The organism is Streptomyces sp. NPDC002888 (genome assembly GCF_042888465.1).
Taxonomy (GTDB): domain Bacteria; phylum Actinomycetota; class Actinomycetes; order Streptomycetales; family Streptomycetaceae; genus Streptomyces.
The window spans coordinates 177,879-195,110 of the sequence record NZ_JBIAPU010000017.1 but is presented as its reverse complement, the minus strand read 5'-3'; the positions used below and the strand labels follow the sequence as shown (position 1 = coordinate 195,110).

12 protein-coding genes and 1 pseudogene are annotated in these 17,232 nt (G+C 71.0%); 6 read left to right on the top strand and 7 right to left on the bottom strand.

Annotation, left to right across the window (positions count from 1 at the left end):
• Positions 1-65: 65 nt before the first annotated feature.
• Complete coding sequence (locus tag ACFYWX_RS27145; RefSeq protein ID WP_389426715.1) at positions 66-830, bottom strand: DUF4142 domain-containing protein; 765 nt, start codon at positions 828-830, stop codon at positions 66-68.
• Between the two features lie 138 nt (positions 831-968).
• Positions 969-2,252: an MFS transporter gene (locus tag ACFYWX_RS27140; protein WP_389426714.1), complete on the bottom strand. Its 1,284-nt coding sequence runs from the start codon at positions 2,250-2,252 to the stop codon at positions 969-971.
• A 172-nt stretch (positions 2,253-2,424) separates the two neighbouring features.
• Here ACFYWX_RS27140 and ACFYWX_RS27135 point away from each other — a divergent pair, with 172 nt between their 5' ends.
• Together ACFYWX_RS27135 and ACFYWX_RS27130 are read left to right on the top strand one after the other, a co-directional pair.
• Positions 2,425-4,488 (top strand): phosphocholine-specific phospholipase C, encoded by a 2,064-nt coding sequence (locus tag ACFYWX_RS27135; RefSeq protein ID WP_389426713.1) that lies wholly within the window; start codon positions 2,425-2,427, stop codon positions 4,486-4,488.
• A 65-nt stretch (positions 4,489-4,553) separates the two neighbouring features.
• Positions 4,554-5,378, top strand: coding sequence for a phospholipid scramblase-related protein (locus ACFYWX_RS27130; RefSeq protein ID WP_389426712.1), 825 nt, complete (start codon positions 4,554-4,556; stop codon positions 5,376-5,378).
• 9 nt (positions 5,379-5,387) lie between these two features.
• Here the strand turns inward: ACFYWX_RS27130 and ACFYWX_RS27125 are convergent, their stop codons facing one another.
• Complete coding sequence (locus ACFYWX_RS27125; RefSeq protein WP_389426711.1) at positions 5,388-6,347, bottom strand: hypothetical protein; 960 nt, start codon at positions 6,345-6,347, stop codon at positions 5,388-5,390.
• Positions 6,344-7,180, bottom strand: a complete 837-nt coding sequence (locus ACFYWX_RS27120; RefSeq protein WP_389426710.1) for a phosphatase PAP2 family protein — start codon at positions 7,178-7,180, stop codon at positions 6,344-6,346. The genes ACFYWX_RS27125 and ACFYWX_RS27120 overlap by 4 nt, the downstream gene beginning before the upstream one ends.
• A 197-nt stretch (positions 7,181-7,377) precedes the next feature.
• Between ACFYWX_RS27120 and ACFYWX_RS27115 the strand changes: the two genes are divergently transcribed.
• Complete coding sequence (locus ACFYWX_RS27115) at positions 7,378-7,992, top strand: TetR/AcrR family transcriptional regulator (RefSeq protein ID WP_389426709.1); 615 nt, start codon at positions 7,378-7,380, stop codon at positions 7,990-7,992.
• A gap of 172 nt (positions 7,993-8,164) precedes the next feature.
• Here the strand turns inward: ACFYWX_RS27115 and ACFYWX_RS27110 are convergent, their stop codons facing one another.
• Positions 8,165-9,187 (bottom strand): DUF2510 domain-containing protein, encoded by a 1,023-nt coding sequence (locus ACFYWX_RS27110; protein WP_389426708.1) that lies wholly within the window; start codon positions 9,185-9,187, stop codon positions 8,165-8,167.
• 377 nt (positions 9,188-9,564) lie between these two features.
• Between ACFYWX_RS27110 and ACFYWX_RS27105 the strand changes: the two genes are divergently transcribed.
• A complete protein-coding gene (locus ACFYWX_RS27105) occupies positions 9,565-12,249 on the top strand; it encodes an ATP-binding protein (protein ID WP_389426707.1) in 2,685 nt (894 codons plus the stop codon).
• 57 nt (positions 12,250-12,306) lie between these two features.
• Here ACFYWX_RS27105 and ACFYWX_RS27100 read toward each other — a convergent pair.
• Positions 12,307-13,089: pseudogene (locus ACFYWX_RS27100) on the bottom strand (SDR family NAD(P)-dependent oxidoreductase).
• 207 nt (positions 13,090-13,296) lie between these two features.
• A complete protein-coding gene (locus ACFYWX_RS27095; protein WP_389426706.1) occupies positions 13,297-14,880 on the bottom strand; it encodes a PucR family transcriptional regulator in 1,584 nt (527 codons plus the stop codon).
• A 304-nt stretch (positions 14,881-15,184) separates the two neighbouring features.
• Between ACFYWX_RS27095 and solA the strand changes: the two genes are divergently transcribed.
• Both solA and ACFYWX_RS27085 read left to right on the top strand, forming a co-directional pair.
• Complete coding sequence (gene solA, locus ACFYWX_RS27090; RefSeq protein WP_389426705.1) at positions 15,185-16,345, top strand: N-methyl-L-tryptophan oxidase; 1,161 nt, start codon at positions 15,185-15,187, stop codon at positions 16,343-16,345.
• A complete protein-coding gene (locus ACFYWX_RS27085) occupies positions 16,342-17,016 on the top strand; it encodes a haloacid dehalogenase type II (protein WP_389426704.1) in 675 nt (224 codons plus the stop codon). The genes solA and ACFYWX_RS27085 overlap by 4 nt, the downstream gene beginning before the upstream one ends.
• Positions 17,017-17,232 lie beyond the last annotated feature (216 nt).

Here is a 17,232-nt window from a genome sequence, read left to right as displayed (position 1 = left end):
GCATCCGGTTCCCGACGTGACGCGGACCCTACGAAGGGCCGCGTCCCCGGCTCAGGTGTCGCGTGTCACCCCGCGGTCGCGGACGGGGCGGGCGACGGCGCGCCCGTCGGCTTGGGCGTGCTGGTGTTCACGTTCAGGTCCGGACGCGGGGTCAGGACGACGACCGGCGCACCCCCCTGCGGTGCCGGCGGGGTCATCTGGTCCGCGGGCAGCTTCGGCGGCGTGGTCTGCTGGAAGACCGTCTGCTCGAAGTTGACCATCCCGGTCTTCTCCAGCACGGTCATGTGGTCGAGCACGGTGTCGTTGGCGAGGTCGGCGAGCTCGCGCACGAGCGTGTTCTTGGTGTTGGCGCGGATCTTCGCCACCGTCGGGAAGATCTGACCGTGCGTGATCCGCATGATGTTCGACGCGGTCTGGTCGAACTCCTTGCCGTTGCTCGACTGCGCGGTCTGCACGAACTGCTGCTGCTGAGGACTCGCCACGTTGGGCAGGGTGATGCCCAGCTGGGGGGCGATCTTGCGGCACAGCTCGTCGAGGCCCGCGTGCCCGACGATCAGGTGGGCACCGGCTTCCTTCATCTCGGGCGTGGTGCCCTTCTGCATGGTGATCTCGCCGAGCGGGTACTCCCACAGCCCGGCCGCGCGCACCTTGACCACGAAGTCGCGGTCCGCCTCGGTGAGCGGCCCGAACTGGGTGTTGGCGATGATGCGGTCCTGAGTGGTGCTGGTGTTCTGCAGGCCGAGCATGGCGGGATAGGCGAGAGCGGTGATGGTCAGCGTCAGGCTGCCGATCACGAAGACGGTTCCCGCCTTGGTCCGTGAAATGCGCATGACTGCTCCCTGGCGTGAAGTGGCGACGGACGCCATGGAGTACGGATCGGTTGCGCCAACTGATCACAGGGAACGGAAATTTTTGCCTCAGACCTTATGACGTGCATCACTTCACTGTGTCGAACCGCAGGTCAGGGCTCATCGCGCCAGCTCCGTGCGGGCCGTCTCCGGCAGCCGCAGATACACCAGCGACGACAGCAGACACAGCACGGCCACGTACCAGGGGAAGAGCCCCGAGTGACCCGTCTCCTTGAACAGCGTGCCCACATACGGGGCCGTCCCGCCGAACAGCGCCACCGTCAGCGAGTAGGGGAAGCCGATGCCGGCCGCCCGTACCCGGGGCGGGAAGATCTCCGCGTTCACGGCGGCGCTGATCGAGGTGAAGCCGGTCAGCAGGACCATGCCCCCGCACTGCACCAGCAGCAGCACCGCGAAGGAGTCGGTCAGGGCGTGCAGCAGCGGCACGCTCAGCAGGGCGAAGCCCAGACCGAAGAAGAGGAGCAGCGGGCGGCGGCCGAAGCGGTCGGAGAGCAGACCGCCGATCGGCTGGAGCAGCCCGAAGAAGGCCAGCGAGATCGTGCCGGCGAGCAGCGCGTCCGACTTGGCCATGCCCGCGTTGAGTTCGGCGTACGTCGGCAGGTAGGAGGTCCAGGTGTAGTACGCGATGGTGCCGCCCGCGGTGATGCCGCAGATCAGCAGGGACTCGCGCGGGTGCCGGCGCAGCGCCTCCAGCAGGGCGGGACGCGGCCCCTCCCGCTGTTCCTCGCTGCGGGTCTCCTGCGCGCCCTGCCGGATCCAGAAGCCGACCAGGCTGAGTACCGCGCCGAGGATGAAGGGGACGCGCCAGCCCCAGCCGTTCATCTGCCCCTCGCTCAGCGTGTCCACGAGCAGGGTCGCGATGCCGGAGGCGACGAGTTGCCCGGCGGTCGTCGACACGTACTGGAAGCTGGAGAACAGCCCGCGGCGGCCCGGCCCCGCCGACTCGACGAGGAAGGTCGTCGAGGCCGCGAACTCGCCGCCCACGGACAGCCCCTGGAGCAGCCGGGCGAGCACCAGTACCACCGGCGCGGCGACACCGACCGCCGCGTACGTCGGGGTCAGCCCGACCAGCAGGCTGCTGCCGCCCATCAGCAGGATCGTCACCGTCAGAGCGGCGCGCCGCCCGTGCCGGTCCGCGATCGCGCCCATGAGGAGCCCGCCGACCGGCCGCATGAAGAAGCCGACCGCGAAGACGGCGAACGTCGAGAGCAGCGGCACCAGCGAGTTGTCCGCGCCTTCGGGGAAGACGGCGGCGGCTATGTAGGTGGCGAGGAACGTGTAGGCGTACCAGTCGTACCACTCCACGGCGTTGCCCACGGAGGCGGCGAGGAGCTGTCGTACGGGCCGTTTCGTCGGCGTGTGCGCCGGGTGCGTCTCCGTCATGAGCGCCACCTTGCCCCGGGGCCCTCGACGGCACACCTCCCGTACCCATGACTTTCACACCCGCGCCACCAGACCCTTCCCTGACGTTTGGTGCTCCTGGAACACTCCTTTCGCGCGCATTCCGTCACGATCCGGCCGGTCGAACACCCTCCAGGCGAGAGGTACCTCAGCCATGTCCGAAGCCAACCCCGCAGTCAACCGGCGCCGATTCCTCCAACTCGCGGGCGCCACCACGGCGTTCACCGCGCTGTCGAACAACATCGAGCGTGCCGCCGCACTGCCCGCGAACCACCGCACGGGGTCGATCGAGGATGTCGAGCACATCGTCGTCCTGATGCAGGAGAACCGTTCCTTTGACCACTACTTCGGCAAGCTGAGAGGCGTCCGCGGCTTCGGCGACCCGCGCCCGGTGACCCTGGCGAACGGCAAGTCGGTCTGGCACCAGTCCGACGGCACGAAGGACGTCCTGCCGTTCCACCCCGATGCCGACGACCTCGGCATGGCCTTCCTCCAGGACCTCCCGCACGGCTGGAACGACGGACATGCCGCCTTCAACGGGGGCAAATACGACAAGTGGGTGCCCTCGAAGGGCTCCACGACGATGGCGTACCTGACCCGCGAGGACATCCCGTTCCACTACGCCCTCGCCGACTCCTTCACGATCTGCGACGCCTACCACTGCTCGTTCATCGGCTCCACCGACCCCAACCGCTACTACATGTGGACGGGGTACACCGGCAACGACGGCACGGGCGGCGGCCCGGTCCTCGGCAACGACGAGGTGGGCTACGGCTGGACGACGTACCCCGAGCGCCTGGAGAAGGCCGGGATCTCCTGGAAGCTCTACCAGGACGTCGGCGACGGCCTGGACGCCAAGGGCAGCTGGGGCTGGATCGAGGACGCCTACCGCGGCAACTACGGCGACAACTCGCTGCTGTACTTCAACCAGTACCGGAGCGCCCAGCCCGGCGACCCCCTCTACGACAAGGCCCGCACCGGCACCGACGCCCGTAAGGGCGAGGGCTACTTCGACCAGCTCAAGGCCGATGTGAAGGGCGGCAAGCTGCCGCAGATCTCCTGGATCGTCGCCCCCGAGGCCTTCACCGAGCACCCGAACTGGCCGGCCAACTACGGCGCCTGGTACGTCGCCCAGGTCCTGGACGCGCTCACCTCCGCGCCGGAGGTGTGGGCGAAGACGGCCCTGTTCATCACGTACGACGAGAACGACGGCTTCTTCGACCACCTGGTCCCGCCGTTCCCGCCGGCCTCCGCCGCGCAGGGCCGGTCCACGGTCGACGTCGGCCCTGACCTGTTCAAGGGGGACTCCGGTCACGTCGCCGGACCGTACGGCCTCGGTCAGCGCGTGCCGATGCTGGTCGTCTCGCCCTGGAGCAAGGGCGGTTACGTCTGCTCCGAGACCCTGGACCACACCTCGATCATCCGGTTCATGGAGCGCCGCTTCGGCGTCCACGAGCCCAACGTCTCGCCCTGGCGGCGGGCCGTCTGCGGCGACCTGACCGCCGCCTTCGACTTCTCCCGCAAGGACACCCGGCCCACCGCCCTGCCCGCCACCGACGGCTACCTGCCGCCCGACCGCGAGCGCCACCCCGACTACGTGCCGGCCCCGCCCGCCAACCCCGTCCTGCCCAAGCAGGAGCGGGGCCTGCGACCCGCCCGCCCCCTCAGGTACGCGCCGTACGTGGACGCCTCGGCGGACCCGGCGGCCGGGAAGCTCACCCTCACCTTCGCCTCCGGCGCCCAGGCAGGCGCCGCCTTCCTCGTCACCTCCGGCAACCGCACCGACGGGCCGTGGAGTTACACCACGGAGGCCGGCAAGACCGTCGCCGACGCCTGGAACTCCACGTACTCGAACGGCTCGTACGACCTGACCGTGCACGGCCCCAACGGCTTCCTGCGCGTCTTCAAGGGCCCGGGAAAGGCGGCCGGACCCGAGGTCACCGCGCGGCACACCGGCGACGACGTCCAACTGACCCTCACCAACCGGGGCTCCGGCACGGTACGGCTGAAGGTCACCAGCGGCTACGGCTGCCCGGCCAGGACCTTCACGGTGCGCCCCGGCGCCACGGTCCGCCACACCGTCGACCTCGCGGCGAGCGCGCGCTGGTACGACCTGACCGTCACTTCCGACGCCGACCCGGCGTTCCTGCGGCGGTTCGCGGGGCACGTGGAGAACGGGCGGCCAGGGGTGAGTGACCCGGCGATTGCCGTCGGGTAAAGGCTGAACCATGCCGTATCGCCGGGGCTGGTCAGGTCCGGGTCGGGTCGGGATAGTGTGCCCCGGTGACCACGCATTCGAACACTCCTGCAGGCTGGTATCCCGACCCGCACGGAGCGCCCCAGACGCTCCGTTACTGGGACGGTGTGCAGTGGACCCAGCACACCAACCCCGACCAGCAGCAGGGTGCGGCGGCGCAGCAGATTCCGCAGCAGCCGGCCGGCCCCGACCCGCGTGTGCAGCGTCAGGTGCAGCAGCAGGCCGGGGTCGCGGCCGGCGGTTCCGGCGGCGGCACCCTCTTCAGTGAGCCGGTGCTGGTCGTCAACCAGAAGGCCAAGCTGATCGAGCTGACCAATGAGTACAAGGTCATGGATCAGAACGGCAACCAGCTCGGCTCCGTCGTCCAGGTCGGGCAGAGCGCGCTGAAGAAGATCCTGCGCTTCGTCGCCAGCCTCGACCAGTACATGACCCACAGGCTGGAGATCCGTGACGCCTACGGTCAGCCGGTGCTGAAGCTGACGCGGCCGCGCAAGATATTCAAGTCCCGGGTCGTCGTGGAGCGTCCGGACGGGCAGCAGGTCGGCGAGATCGTCCAGCAGAACGTCTTCGGGAAGATCAACTTCGCGATCAACGTAGGCGGCCGGCAGGTCGGCGCCATCAGGGCGGAGAACTGGCGGGCGTGGAACTTCGCGATCGTCGACCACGCGGACAACGAGGTCGCCCGGATCACCAAGACCTGGGAAGGCCTCGCCAAGACCATGTTCACCACCGCGGACAACTACGTCCTGCAGATCCACTACCAGCTGCCCGAGCCGCTGCTGAGCCTCGTCGTCGCCACGGCGCTCACCGTCGACACGGCGCTCAAGCAGGACGCGCGCGGTCTCGGCTGACGCCCCGTTCTACAGCGGTGTGAGGTGCCCCGGTTCGGACTTCGGCCGGGGCATCGGCACCGGTGTGTGCCGCAACGCCGGTTCCAGCGACGCCGACTCCGGCTTCAGCGCCAGGACCGCGGCCACCGGGTGCTCCTCCTCGCGCACCGGTTCGGGTGTCGCCCGCGACAGCAGCACCACGCCCCATGAGGCGATGCCCGCTCCCGCCAGCGCGAGGAGCACGCCCGCCGCGCCGCCCTGGAGCCGCTCGCCGAGCAGCGCGAGGCCGATCACCGCGGCGGCCATCGGGTTCGCCAGCGTCACCACCGCGAGCGGCGCGCCGAGGCCACCGCGGTAGGCGGTCTGCGACAGCAGCAGCCCGCCCGCCGCGAAGGCCGCGACGAGCAGCGCCACCCCGACCACCTGCACGCTCAGCAGCGGGCCCGAGCGGTCGGTCGCCGCCACCGTCACCGTCTGCGTGAGCGCCGAGGCGACACCGGAGGCGAAGCCGGACGCGGTCGCGTGCCGCAGACCGGGACGGGAGCCCGGTCGCGCCAGCAGCCCGATCAGCCCCGCCGTCACGGCGGCCACCGTCAGCGCCTCGGACGCGCTCAGCACGTCCTCGGGTGCCGAGCCGGACGCCGTGACCAGGATCGCGGCCAGACCGGCCAGCGTGTACGCGGTGCCCCGCCACTCGGCCGCGCCGACCCGCCGCCCCGCGACGCGCGCGCCCATCGGCACCGCCGCGACCAGGGTGAGCGCGCCGAGCGGCTGCACCACGGTGAGCGGGCCGTACTTGAGGGCCACGACGTGCAGCAGCGCGGCAAAGGTGTTGAGACCGACGGAGCACCACCAGGCCCCGGAGGCCAGCATCCGCAGCGTCCCCGAACCGGGGGCGCGGGAGGCCAGCCGTTCCTGGGCGACGGCCGCGGCGGCGTAGGCGGCGGCGGAGAAGAGGGACAGGGCGACGGCTACGAGGGTGGCGTTCATCGGCCCGCTCCGACCAGGACGTTCTCCTCGGCCGGGATCAGTTGCCGCGGTACCCGTCCGGCCGTCGTGGCCGTCCGGTGCGGCGAGCGAAGCGAGATGGGGGTCCCCCCGGACGAAGTCTGGGGGAGGATCACCGCGAGCGCGAGGCCGAGCAGGGCCGCCGCGACGATCGCGTCCAGCCAGTAGTGGTTCGCCGTCCCCACTATCACCAGCAGCGTCACCAGCGGATGCAGCAGCCACAGCCACCGCCACCGCGACCGGGTGGCGACGATCAGGCCGATCGCCACCATCAGTGCCCAGCCGAAGTGCAGCGACGGCATCGCGGCGAACTGGTTCGACAGGTGGTCGGTCTGCGGCGGGCCGTACACCGAGGGCCCGTAGGCCCGCGCGGTGTCGACCAGGCCGGTCGCGGCGAGCATGCGCGGCGGGGCCAGCGGGAGCGCGAGGTGCAGCAGGAGTGCGGCGCCGGTGAGGGCCGCGAGGACCCGGCGGGCCCAGACGTAGTGCGCGGGGCGGCGTAGGTAGAGCCAGACCAGGAGGGCCACGGTGGCCGGGAAGTGGACCGTCGCGTAGTAGGTGTTCGCGAGGTGCACCAGGGTGTCGCCGTGCAGCAGCCAGGACTGCACCGCGCCCTCGCCGGGCAGGTGGACGGCGCGTTCCAGGTCCCACACGCGGTGCGCGTTGCGGAAGGCCTCGGCGGTGTGGCCCGTCGCCAGCTGCCGGCCGAACTTGTAGACGAGGAAGAATCCTGCGACGAGCAGGAGCTCACGGACGAGCGGGGGCCGCGCTGTCGCGTCGGCCTCCGCTGCGTCAGGCGCGGTGCGGGCGTTCATCCCCCGGCCCCTTTACTGGCGGTGGTGCGTGCGGTGGTGCTCGACGGGCTGGTGGCCCGCGCGGACGCCATCGATACGGATGCGTACCGATACGACAGTGTACCGATACGGTCGTGTACCGGTACACTGCCGTATCGATTGACGTACGCCACACTGGGTGGGAAGCCTCGAGCACCACTCGAATGAGGAGACAGCCGATGACGTCGCAGGCCGCGGACGACCCGGGGACGGTCGCCGCCTCGCGCCGCTCCAAACTCACGCCCGAGCGCGAGCAGGAATTCTTCGACGCCGTCCTCGAACAGCTCCGCGAGTGCGGATACGACGCCGTCACCATGGAGGGCGTCGCCACCAGCACCCGGTGCAGCAAGTCCACGCTCTACCGGCAGTGGAAGACGAAGCCGCAGCTCGTGGCGGCGGCCCTGCGCTCCTACCGCCAGGTGCGGTTCACCGGCATCGACACCGGCTCACTCGCCGACGACCTGCGGGCGGTGGCCCGGACCGCCGCCGGCTGGTCGGCCAGCGACACCAAGCTGATGCACGCGCTCGGCCACGCGGTCATGCAGGACCCCGAGCTGCGGCAGGCGCTGCGCGAGGCGCTGGTGGAGCCGGAGATGGCCGCGCTGAGGGAGATCCTGCGGCGCGGGGTCCAGCGCGGGGAAGTCGCCGCCGACCATCCGGCGCTGGACTTCGTGCCCACGCAGATCTTCGGAGTGCTGCGTGCCCGGCCCATGCTGGAGGGCGAGTACGCCGACGCGGAGTACATCACCCGGTTCGTGGAGGCCGCCGTGCTCCCGGCACTCGGCCTCACCTGAGGCCGCACCTGAGGCCTCGCCTGAGACCCAGGCCGCCGTCCGCGGGATGACCGGACGGTGACCTGCTCGCGCCGCACCGTGGGGACGGGGGCGGCGCGCACCCCCCGGCCGGGTGGGGCTCCTCTTGAGCGGAGGGGCGCCCCACCCGGCCGGTCCCGTGGGTACGGGCGGATCAGACGTTCTGGCCGCTGCCGCCGCCGGTCGACACCTTGATGCCCTTGGTGATCTCGTCGATCACGGACTCCTTCTGGCCGGCGTCCACACCGAAGCGGACCACCACGAGCAGCTTGGAGTTCGCGGGCGAGGGGAAGGCGAGCGACTCGACGATGCCGTCGGCGCCCTTGCTCGTGACCGCCTTCCATCGGACCAGGTAGCCCTTCTGCCCGGCCACGGTCACCGCCTTGGAGGCGAGCACTTCGTGCGAGGTGATCTTCCCGTAGGTGGTGCCGCCGTACGACTCCTCCGCGTTCGTCGAGATGTCCGCCTTGGCGACCTCCTCGGGCGTGCTGCCCTCGGTGCCCAGCAGCTGGGCGGGCGCGGAGTACGCGCCGCCCTTCGTGCAGGACTTGGAGGTGTCGCCCGGGCAGTCGTAGGAGTCGTTCGACGTGACCTGCGCGCCCACTCGGAGCTGCTGGCCGTACCAGTCGTCCGGGATGGGGATGCTGATCCGGCTGGCCGCGTCGGTCACCGAACCGCTCTCGATCTTCGGCGCCTCGGACTGGTTCGGCGAGGGGCTCTGGCCGTCCTGACCGTCCTGTCCGCCCGAGCCGCCGCCGGAGTTCCCGCCGGGACCGCCCTGGCCGCCGTTCGAACCGCCGCCGTCCTGGCCGCCGGGGCCGCCCTGTCCGCCCGGCCCCTGCTGGGAGTTGGCCGTGTCGCTGCCCGAGTCGCCGCTGTCGGACAGGGCGTACACGCCCACGCCGATGCAGGCGAGGACCACGGCGGCCGCGGCCACGGCTATGCCGTTGCGGACGGCGCGGCGCGGGCCGGGGGCCGGGGGTGCGCCGGGATAGGGCGGATACGCCGCGTATGCCCCGCCGGTCGGCTGCTGCACCGGGGGACCCCATGCGGCGGGCGAGCCCGCGGCGCGGGTCTGGTCCGTCCACGCGCTGCCGTCCCACCAGCGTTCGGTGGCGGGACCGTCATTTGTCTGTCCGGGGTCGGGGTACCACCCGGGAGGAGTCACCTGCGTCATACCCCCACGGTATGAGGTGTCTGTGAAAGAGGGATGAGAGGGCCTGCCGGCGGCAGGGCCGTGCCGGGTGCGTGGGCCGTGTGCGGCGGGCTGCGGGTCGTGGAGGATTGCTCGCGCCCACGCGGCGGAGCCGCACATCGGTACAGCCCCGCGCCCCTCAGGTGGATGACCTCGTCCTCCGGAACCGGCTTCCGTCAATTCGTCGAGGTTTTCCCCAAGTTGACGTGCATCGCCCCAGCGCAGGCCCGCCCCCCTCCGGCGCCCGCGCTCCCTTTCACCCCTCGCGGCAACAGGTGGTCGGACCGGGCTCCGCTTGCGTCGTCGGAGGGCTACGCTCAAGGTCGTACGTCGTTCGGGCGACTTGGGGAGGTAACGGGATGACGGAGGTACGGCCCGGTGCGGCCGCCTCGGCTTCCCTGTGGGAGCGCGACGAGGAAGTGGCGGCCGTCGAGCAGGCGGTCGACGCGCTCTGCGCCGACCGGTCGTCCGCGGGCAGCCTGCTGGTGTTCCGCGGCGAGGCGGGACTCGGCAAGACCACGCTGCTCACCGAGACGCGCCGCATCGCCGAGGCACGCGGCTGCACGGTGTGGTCCGCCCGTGGCGGCGAGACCCTCAGGTCCGTCCCCTTCAACGTCGTACGACAGTTACTGCAGCCCGCCCTCGTCTCGCTGATGCCGGAGGAGGCCCGCGAGTACCTCGGCGACTGGTACGACATCGCGGGACCCGCCCTCGGCATCACGGAACCGGGCGAACGCCGGGCCGACCCGCAGGGCGTGTGCGACGGCCTCGTCGCCGCGGTACGCCGCCTGGCCAAGCGCTACTGGCCGCTCGTCCTGCTGATCGACGACGCGCACTGGGCCGACCAGGAGACCCTGCGCTGGCTCGCGGCCTTCGCCGAACGCCTCGACGACCTGTCCGTCCTGGTCGTCGTCGCCCGCAGACCCGGTGACGTCAGCGGCGACAGCGCCCGCCACCTGGACACGGTCGCCGCCACCGCGGGCGCCCCCGTGGCCACCCTCAGCGCCCTCACCCCGAACGCCGTCGCCGGCCTCACCCGCACCACCCTGGGCGAGCACGCCGACGCCCCGTTCTGCCGCGAGGTCTGGGCCGTCACCGGCGGCAACCCGTACGAGACCGTCGAACTCCTCGCCAAGGTGCGGGACGGCGCGATGGAGCCGGCCGAGTCCTCCGCCGCCGAACTGCGCCCCCTGAACAAGTCGGCCCGCGGCGGCGGCCTCGTCGCCCGCCTGGAGGAACTCGGCATCGACGCCACCCGGTTCGCCTGGGCGGCCGCCATCCTCGGCGCCGACATCTCCGTCGACCTGGTCGCCCAGCTCGCCGGAATGAGCCCAGGCGACGCCGACCGCTGCGCCGAACTGCTGCGCCAGGCCCGCATCCTCACCGAACCCGCGTCCGTGGCCGGCCGGCCCGACGACGGCGACCTGGAGTTCGTCCACCCGCTGATCGCGACCGCCGTCTACAACTCCATCCCGGACGCCCTGCGCACCGCCATGCACGGCATAGCCGCCCAGGTCGTCACCGACTCCGGGCGCGGCGCCGCGGCCGCCTCCCGCCATCTCCTCCAGGTCCATCCCGACGACGACGACGAGCTCGTCGAGCAGCTGCGCGAGGCCGCCCGCGAGCACCTCGCCGTCGGCGCCCCCGACGCGGCCCGCCGCTGTCTGGAACGCGCCCTGCTGGAACCGCCCCTGCCCGACGTCCACGCGCAGGTGCTCTACGAACTGGGCTGCGCCACCCTGCTCACCGCGCCGTCCAGAACCATCGGCCACCTCCAGACCGCGCTCGCCATGCCGGGCCTCGACGGCCCCGAACGCGTCGACGCCGTCTTCCGTCTCTCCCAGGCCCTCCTGCACAACGACCAGCTGGAGGAGGCCGTCCGCACCGTCGAGGCCGAGGCCGCCCGGCACACGGAGGGCCCCGCCCGGCTGCGGCTGCAGGCCGTGCAGTACATGTGGGAGGGCATACACGCCGGCGAGGCCGCCTCACCCGGCCGCTCCGAACGCCTCGCCGCCCTCGTGCGCACCTGCACCGGCCGCGACAACTCCGAACGCGCCCTGCTCATCCTGCGCGCCTTCGACACCATGACCCACGGCGACAACGCCGAAGAGGTCGTCGAGCTCTGCGACCGCGCCCTCGTCAACGGCCGCCTCGCGCCCGGCCTCGGCTGGACCGACACCGAGTGGGGCATCGAGCTGCTGCTGATGCTCGCCAACTCGTACGCCTACACCGACCGGCTCGACCGCGCCGAGGCCCTCTACACGGAGGCCCTGCGCACCTACGAGTCCGCCGGCTGGAGCGGCGGCCACATCGCGCTGGCCCACGCCTACGTCGGCCTCGGGCACCGCCGGCGGGGCCGCCTGAGGGAGGCCGAGACCTCCCTGCGTGAGTCGCTGCGCCTCGCCGAGCGCATCGGCCGCGGCCTTCCCCTGTACTGGACGGCGACCTGCAACCTCGTCGACACGCTGCTCGCCCGCGGCCACGTCGACGAGGCCTGGCGGGTCGCCGAGCAGTACGGCTTCGCACCGCCGTACCCGTCCACGATCGTGCTGCCCGACCCCCGTTCGGTGCGCGGCCGGCTGCTGCTCGCCGTCGGCCGGACCCAGGACGGCATCAACGAACTGGAGGCCGCGGAGAAGGCGGCGGCCGCCCGGGGCCACCACAACCCCGTCCTGGTCCCCTGGGCGGTCGACCTCGCCCGCGCCCTGGCGGTCGAGGACCCGGAGCGCGCCGCCCGCCTCGCCGCCGACGTCCGCCGGCAGGCCGAACGCTTCGGCACCGACAGCGCCATCGGCGAGGCCCTGCGCTGCGCCGCCGCCCTGGAGACCGGCCAGCGCGCAGTCCGCCTCGCCGCGCAGGCCGTCGCCTACCTGGAGGCCTCACCCTGCCAGTACGAACACGCGGCCGCCCGCGTCGAGTACGGCATCGTCTCCCGCTCGGTCTCCGAGATCCAACGGGGCCTGACCCTGGCCCGCTCGTGCGGTGCCGACGGACTGGTGGCCCACGCGCGGGAGGTGCTGGAGACGGGACGGGGGCTGCGGTGAACCACGCGGCGCGTCACACATGACCAGCTGGTGGCTCACAGCCTGACCGCTGGTCGCTCACATCGAGATCAGCTGGTCCGTCACCGCCGCCAGCCGCTTGCGCACCGCGGGATGGTACGTCCTCTCGTGCGCCCGCGCCGGACGTGTCCCGTCGAAGTAGCCGCCCGTGCCGGACTCCCGGGTGGCCAGCGCCAGGACGCCCGGCGCGCCGTCGGCGACCGATTTCCGCGGGGGAAGCCGCCCTCGCGGACCATTGCCGTGTCCATGTGGGTCGCCGGGTGCAGCACGTTCACCGAGACGCCGGTGCCCGCCAGTTCCTGAGCGAGGGCGAACGTGTGGGCGGCCAGCGCGAACTTGCTGCGGCAGTACGCCGAGAGCCCGCTGTAGCCCCGGATCAGCTCGGGGTCGTTGAAGTCGAGGGGCTCCTGGCCGGCCGAGCCCACGTCGACGATCCGCGCGGGCGTGTTCACCAGCAGCACCGGCAGCAGGGCACGGGTCAGTACGACCGGCGCCAGGTAGCTGACCGCCAGCCGCAGCTCATGACCGTCGGTGCTCACCTCACGGCCCGACCCCGGCGCCCACGCCCGCGTTGTTGACCAGCACATCGAGCTCCGGGTGTGCCTCGGCGACCCGGGCTCCCAGCTCACGCACCTGTGCCAGCGACGCCAGGTCGGCGACGAACCCCTCGGCCGCGCCCTCGCCGCGCAGCTCGTCGACCAGCCGCTCCGTGCGCTCGGGGTCGCGGCCGTGGGCGAGGACGAGGTGCCCGGAGCGGACCAGCTCGAAGGCGACGTACCGGCCGAGACCGGAGGTGGCGCCGGTGATCAGGATGGTGGACATGTCTCCACCGTAGGCACGTGCCGCCGCCCCGAGCGAGCTGCCGCCGAGGCTACGACCAGCAGGGTCACCCTCGCCCAGCGCCGGGCTTGCGGGCCATGGAGCCCACGGTGAAACGCAGGTCCGGAAAGGCCGTCGTGGATGTCGCGCCTTGTGGGGAATAGTATCTGACGAACCGTCAGTAAGTCGGGCCGACGCCGTCAGCGTTCGTCACATGCCGTGAGCCGCTTCTTCGCGCGAGTCGAGGACGAGCACCGCGACGTGCAGGGATGTGCGTTGCAGGCCCGATTCGAAGTCGCATCCCAGGAGACGTTCGATGGTGTGGAGACGCTGGTAGAACGCCTGGCGGGACATCCCGGCCCGCTTCGCCGCGACCGACTTGTTCCCGGCTGAGCCCAGATAGGCGCGCAGTGCGGGGAGAAGGTCGCCGCCGTTGCGGTCGTCGTGGTCGATGAGGCGGGTCAGCTGCCGTTCCGCGTACCGCTGGAGGCGGGTGTCGTCCCGCAGTACGCCCAGCAGTTCCGGCAGCCCGACGTCGGACGGGACGTAGAACCACTGGTCCCGGGATACGGGCGTGATGGCCTCGGCGGTCTGCTCGGCCTCCTGCCACGACCGGGCGATCCCAGAGAGGTCGGTCACGCCGGGACCGACCGCGACGACGGCGTCCGGGCCGAGCTCCTCGCGTGCGAGCCGGCCGATCCGCTCGGCGACCGGTTGCCATGCGCTGGCCTGCGCCAGCGCGAGAAGTACGCCGATCCGGCCCGGGGTCGTCTCGCCGACCAGTGCGCGTACGCCGGTTCGCTCCAGTTCCTTCGCGATCCGTTCGTCGAGATGCTCACCCTCGCCATCGGTTCTGGTGTGGCGGATCAGTACGGCGAAGAGCCGGTGCCCGAAGGCCGGCAGCCCCAGTGCCTCGGCGCGGGCGCGGGCGTCCGCGGGAGAGCGGAAGCGCCGTTCGCACAGGTCCCGCAGCACGGAGCGGTGGGCCCGGCGCTCCCACCAGGCCGGTCCGGCCAGGCGTGCCATGGTCAGGGCGACCGCCGCACGTTCCAGCACCAGGACGTTCTCCGGGTCGGGCTCAGGGCTCAGCCGGCTGTCCAGCAGGATCAGCCGCCCCCACGATCCGTGGTGGTCCTGCACTGGGGCTATGAGCCAGCCCTCCGGGCCGCTCGGTGTGATCCTCTCCAGGGTGGGCGCGGCCCGGGAGCGCCGGGACCAGGCCGACACCACCGGCTCGTACGGCCGACCGAGCAGCTCACACATCAGGACCCGGTGGGTGAGGTCCTCGAGCACCACGGGAGCTCCGGTGAGCTCCGCGGTGGTGTGCACCACTTCCTCGGGCGCCGCGCCCCTCAAGGTCAGGGCGGTGAAGATGTCCTGGATGTCCCTGCCGCGGCGCAGCAGTGCCCCCTGGGCGTCGAGGATGAGGGCGTGCACCGTCTGGGTGACGTCGATGAACCGGACGCCGCGGGCGAGCTCGACCAGCGGTACCTCGCGTGCGCGGCAGGCCGCGACCAGTTCGTCGGGCAGCTTGCGGTAGCGGTGACCGAGCTCCACGATCAGGCCGGCCGCGCCGACGTCGGCGAGCTGGTCGACGTAGTCACGCAGCTTCGAGGCGTCCTCGGGATACGGCATGCCGGTCGTCAGTACCAGTTCGCCGCCTTCCAGGAAGTCGGCCGGATTGAGCAGTTCGGTGACATGCACCCATCGCACCGCGCGGTCCAGCCGTGACTCACCGGCAAGGACGCGAGGCAGCCCTTCGACGAGTACGGGGAGCTCCAGGACTTCCCGCATTGTCAGGAATCGCCCAGTTTCGGGACGTTTCATCAGTATCAGTGACGCTTTCATCCAAGGGGTGAGGCACACCCTTGCACCTGGCCGTCACCCTGACAAGAGGTTCCTCGCTCCTTCCCGGAGCCGTCCGCTCCGCTGTGACAGACCGTCTCGAGGAGGCCTCATTGTGGAACAGAGTGTGGGTTGACCTGCGATGTCGGCCGCACGAGAGTGAACGCCATCCCAGCAGCGACCACATTCGGCTCGGCCGGCGGTGCTCGTTCCACGATCGCCGTCCGGCATTCCCCGGCAGAAGGAGCGCCCCATGAGTACCCCGAAGCGGGTCGCCGTGATCGGCGTCGGAAGCATGGGCAGCCAGGCGATGTGGCGACTGGCCGCCCGCGGCGCCGAGGTCATCGGTTACGACCGGTACGCGCCAGGGCACGACCGCGGCGCCGCCGGCGGGGAGTCCCGCATCTTCCGCGCGGTCCACCTCGGTGAGCCCGCGTACATTCCGCTGCTGCGGCTCGCGGACCAACTGTGGGAGCGGCTGCAGCGGGAAACGGGCTGTTCGCTGCGACGTCGCAGCGGATGCCTCGTGATGGGAGAAGCCACGTCACCGTCCATGCGCCTCCTCCTCTCCTCCAGCGCCACCCACCGGCTGGATCACGAGGTGCTGGACCGCGAGGAACTCGCCCGCCGCTATCCGCAACACCGTCTCCCGGAGGGCCACACCGCCGTCCTCGACCGGATGGGAAGCATCATCCGGCCCGAGGCATCCGTCCAGGCCGCCGCCGGGCGCGCCGAACAACTGGGCGCCCGTCTGCACCGCTACACCATGGTCCGCAGCGTCGCACCGGCTGCGAGTGGTGGCGTGGACATCGTCACCGACCACGGCACCGACCATGTGGACGCGGCCGTGGTGACCGCAGGTCCCTGGGTCAACACCCTGCTCCCGGACCTTCCGCGGACGGTCGACATCCGACGGCTGATCAGCTCCTGGCACCTCCCCACCCGCCATGACTGGTTCGCGGGCGGCGCCCCCGCCTTCGTACGCAGCACACCCCACGACTGCTACGGGCTTCCGTCGCCCGACGGCATCTCCGTCAAGCTCGGCCTCTCCCTCGCACGCTATCTGCCGGTTCCCGACCCCGAACGGCTCGACCGTACGGTCCGCCCGGCGGAACTCGACACCTTCCGCGAGCTCATCGGTGAACTGATGCCCGATCTGAATCCCGACCCCATCAGGCTGTCGGTCTACATGGAGGGCTACACCGAGTCCGGAAACCCGCTCGTCGGTCATCTCCCCGGGGAGGACGACATCATCGTCATGGCCGGATTCTCCGGCAGCGGTTTCAAGCTCTCGCCTGCCATGGGAGAGCTCGCCGCCGACCTGGCGCTCAACGGAACCACGAACCATTCCGTCGGCTTCCTCGCGCCGGCCATATCCAGTTTCCCGAAGCAAAAGAGTGGAGCACCTTCATGAGTATTCCCTCGTTCCGCCCGAAGTACGTCTCGTTCGACTGCTACGGCACGTTGATCAACTACCAGATCACCCCCATCACGCGTGAACTCGTCGGCGACCAGATTCCCGCAGACCAGTGGGACCGCTTCGTGCGGGAATTCCGTGGGTACCGCTACGACCAGGTCCGCGGCGAGTACTACGCCTACGAGCAGGTGCTGCACGACTCCTTCGAGCGGATCTGCCGCAGGTGGGGTCTGAAGGTGGCCCCGGACGCGGGGAAGCGGTTCGCCGACGGCGTCCGCAGCTGGGGACCCCACGCCGACGTGCCGGAGCCGCTGAAGAAGATGGGCGAGCACTACGAGCTGGTGATCCTTTCCAACGCCGACGACTCCTTCCTCGAGGAGAGCGTGCCCCGGCTCGGGACGGACTTCCACGCGGTCTACACCGCGGAGCAGGCCGGCTACTACAAGCCCCGGTACGCCGCGTTCGAGTACATGCTCGACCAGCTCGACGCGTCCCCCGAGGACTTCGTGCACGTGTCCTCGCACACCCGCTACGACCTCATGCCGATGCACGACATGGGCTTCCGCAACCTGATTCTCCTGGACCGTGGCTACGACCCGGTGACCCACGGCTACGACTACGTGACCGTGAAGTCCCTGGACGAGCTCAACCGCATGCTCGGCATCTGACTCGAGACTCAAACAAAGAACTCCCCGCACCTGAGCGGCAGATGTGCTCGCCCCCGCCGCACATCCCATCGTTTTCTTCTCTGTTTCCCCGGGGTCTCGCGCGGCCGCGCCGTAAGCCCGCGCGTTCTCTCTCCGCCGATCACCGGCGTCACAACCCCCCACTTCTGGGACCCGTACGTCCCCGCATCACGGATTCCCCGTGTCCCCAGCGATCCC

Excerpts from the sequence above, each read along its gene's own strand:
- ACFYWX_RS27135 (WP_389426713.1), top strand. The coding sequence starts at position 2,425 with ATGTCCGAAGCCAACCCCGCAGTCAACCGGCGCCGATTCCTCCAACTC.
- ACFYWX_RS27105 (WP_389426707.1), top strand. The coding sequence starts at position 9,565 with ATGACGGAGGTACGGCCCGGTGCGGCCGCCTCGGCTTCCCTGTGGGAG.
- ACFYWX_RS27085 (WP_389426704.1), top strand. The coding sequence starts at position 16,342 with ATGAGTATTCCCTCGTTCCGCCCGAAGTACGTCTCGTTCGACTGCTAC.
- ACFYWX_RS27115 (WP_389426709.1), top strand. The coding sequence starts at position 7,378 with ATGACGTCGCAGGCCGCGGACGACCCGGGGACGGTCGCCGCCTCGCGC.
- ACFYWX_RS27110 (WP_389426708.1), bottom strand. The coding sequence starts at position 9,187 with ATGACGCAGGTGACTCCTCCCGGGTGGTACCCCGACCCCGGACAGACA.
- ACFYWX_RS27125 (WP_389426711.1), bottom strand. The coding sequence starts at position 6,347 with ATGAACGCCACCCTCGTAGCCGTCGCCCTGTCCCTCTTCTCCGCCGCC.
- ACFYWX_RS27095 (WP_389426706.1), bottom strand. The coding sequence starts at position 14,880 with ATGCGGGAAGTCCTGGAGCTCCCCGTACTCGTCGAAGGGCTGCCTCGC.
- ACFYWX_RS27145 (WP_389426715.1), bottom strand. The coding sequence starts at position 830 with ATGCGCATTTCACGGACCAAGGCGGGAACCGTCTTCGTGATCGGCAGC.
- solA (WP_389426705.1), top strand. The coding sequence starts at position 15,185 with ATGAGTACCCCGAAGCGGGTCGCCGTGATCGGCGTCGGAAGCATGGGC.
- ACFYWX_RS27140 (WP_389426714.1), bottom strand. The coding sequence starts at position 2,252 with ATGACGGAGACGCACCCGGCGCACACGCCGACGAAACGGCCCGTACGA.
- ACFYWX_RS27120 (WP_389426710.1), bottom strand. The coding sequence starts at position 7,180 with ATGAACGCCCGCACCGCGCCTGACGCAGCGGAGGCCGACGCGACAGCG.